This is a genomic window from Arsenophonus sp. ENCA (assembly GCF_002287155.1).
GTDB lineage: Bacteria > Pseudomonadota > Gammaproteobacteria > Enterobacterales > Enterobacteriaceae > Arsenophonus > Arsenophonus nilaparvatae.
The window spans coordinates 1-1,774 of record NZ_NHNG01000175.1 but is presented as its reverse complement, the minus strand read 5'-3'; the positions used below and the strand labels follow the sequence as shown (position 1 = coordinate 1,774).

Annotated in this window: 2 protein-coding genes and 1 pseudogene; 1 reads left to right on the top strand and 2 read right to left on the bottom strand. The window is 37.8% G+C overall.

Annotated elements, in window-relative coordinates; genetic code table 11:
* A partial coding sequence (locus CBG25_RS04570) for a transposase (RefSeq protein WP_290603789.1) occupies window positions 1-291 on the top strand: 291 nt, incomplete at its 5' end.
* Here CBG25_RS04570 and CBG25_RS04565 read toward each other — a convergent pair.
* Together CBG25_RS04565 and CBG25_RS04560 are read right to left on the bottom strand one after the other, a co-directional pair.
* A complete protein-coding gene (locus CBG25_RS04565) occupies window positions 248-1,558 on the bottom strand; it encodes a TcdA/TcdB pore-forming domain-containing protein (protein WP_290604889.1) in 1,311 nt (436 codons plus the stop codon). The two genes, CBG25_RS04570 and CBG25_RS04565, sit on opposite strands and share 44 nt — an antisense overlap.
* 4 nt (window positions 1,559-1,562) lie before the next feature.
* Window positions 1,563-1,774 (bottom strand): annotated as a pseudogene (locus CBG25_RS04560) (hypothetical protein); the annotation flags it as partial.

Sequence of the window (1,774 nt, the reverse complement as noted above, 5' to 3'; positions counted from 1 at the left end):
ATAGTAACAAACAAAGAGAATCCCACCCGTGAATACGTCAAATCTATCATGGATGCCCGTTGGTCTGTTGAAGTTTATCATCGAGAAGTTAAACAAAATTGTGGTATTGAACGCTGTCAGGCTCGCACGAGCCGAGCGCAAAGAAATCATATTTTTCTCGCTATTTCTGCGTGGTTTGAACAACATAAACGTCGTATATCTGAAAAAATAACCCTTTATCAACAAAATTGGGACGTAATCAAAAATGCTATTGCTGAGCACATCCGTGTTTTATTAGCGTACCCAAATTAGTTTTGTGCGAAACTCGTGTACTACTGAAATTTAATATGAAATCAGTAGCATGATGATAATGAAAGACTCCGCCCAGTAATGCTTTCGTAGCTTGTTTACCCTGATTAGCAGCCATTTTATACAAATTAACCAACCGCAGCGTATCTTCCACGGTTCCATGAACTATTTGAGTCAAATTGAGATAAGTGTGTATATTAATTGCCGTACTAAGGGTTTCTGATAACGTATTATCTACCACCCCAAAACGATTGTTATTGGCAAACCAAGGGATCAGTTCTTTTATCAAGAAAGCCGCATTTAATCCATGTACCCCATCGGCATCAGTGATACTATCCTGCAAAACTAATGTTTTACCATTGTAATGATAAGCCTTGGTTACCATGGCCAAATATTCATTATATTTACTAATTAAATCAATAATGTTCTTATTATTAATGATAAATTTTTTTACTAGATGAGTCTCTTTATTAATGAACTGTATAACATAAGTGCCTGTCAGAGCTTTATTTTTACTAAAACTAGTGAACAAGGGTAACCACTTCTGTAGCGACAATTGATGATAATGGTAAAATTGGAGCATGGCTGACTGAAATTGTTCAGCCAATTTATAAGAAATAGATCCCAGTCCTGAAGGATCTGCTAAAAGCGGTTTTTCCATCGCAATTTTTACCAAAGCATTAGCGACTTTGCCAACCACTTTCTCTATACGCCAGTCATTTTTCTCGTTATTAAAAAACAGCGTGGTTTTATTACCTGTTTCCGTTAATTGTTTTCTGCCCTCATCACTGACCATCAACTTGGATGAGTAGGCAGAGACAGAATATGGCCGAATCGTTGGATCTAGTGCATCAGCAAATTGTTGGACATAACTGATTTGCTGTTTATCGTCAGCCAACGAACAACCAACTAGATTGATATGTTTTGGCGAAAAAACAATCTCTAAATTAGTCGCCAACTGTTTTAATTGCTGTGCTAACGGCTTAGGATCACGCCAAGCCAAACTAAAATGATCTCCATCAAGCTGACTATCCCGACCATGTCCAACTAACTGCCAACGTATTTTTGCCTGCTCTCGCAAATTCTTTACATTACCATAAACAATACAAGTATTCCCTTGACTATCAAGCTGAAGTAAAACCGATATTTGCGGATGCTTTTTCAGCAACTGGACAGCCGCTTCTCTCACTATCGGATCATTTTCCAATTGAATAATCAATTGACCATCAAAACGACTGCCTTCGCCTTCACTATCACACGAGTTTCGCACAAAACTAATTTGGGTACGCTAATAAAACACGGATGTGCTCAGCAATAGCATTTTTGATTACGTCCCAATTTTGTTGATAAAGGGTTATTTTTTCAGATATACGACGTTTATGTTGTTCAAACCACGCAGAAATAGCGAGAAAAATATGATTTCTTTGCGCTCGGCTCGTGCGAGCCTGACAGCGTTCAATACCACAATTTTGTTTAACTTCTCGAT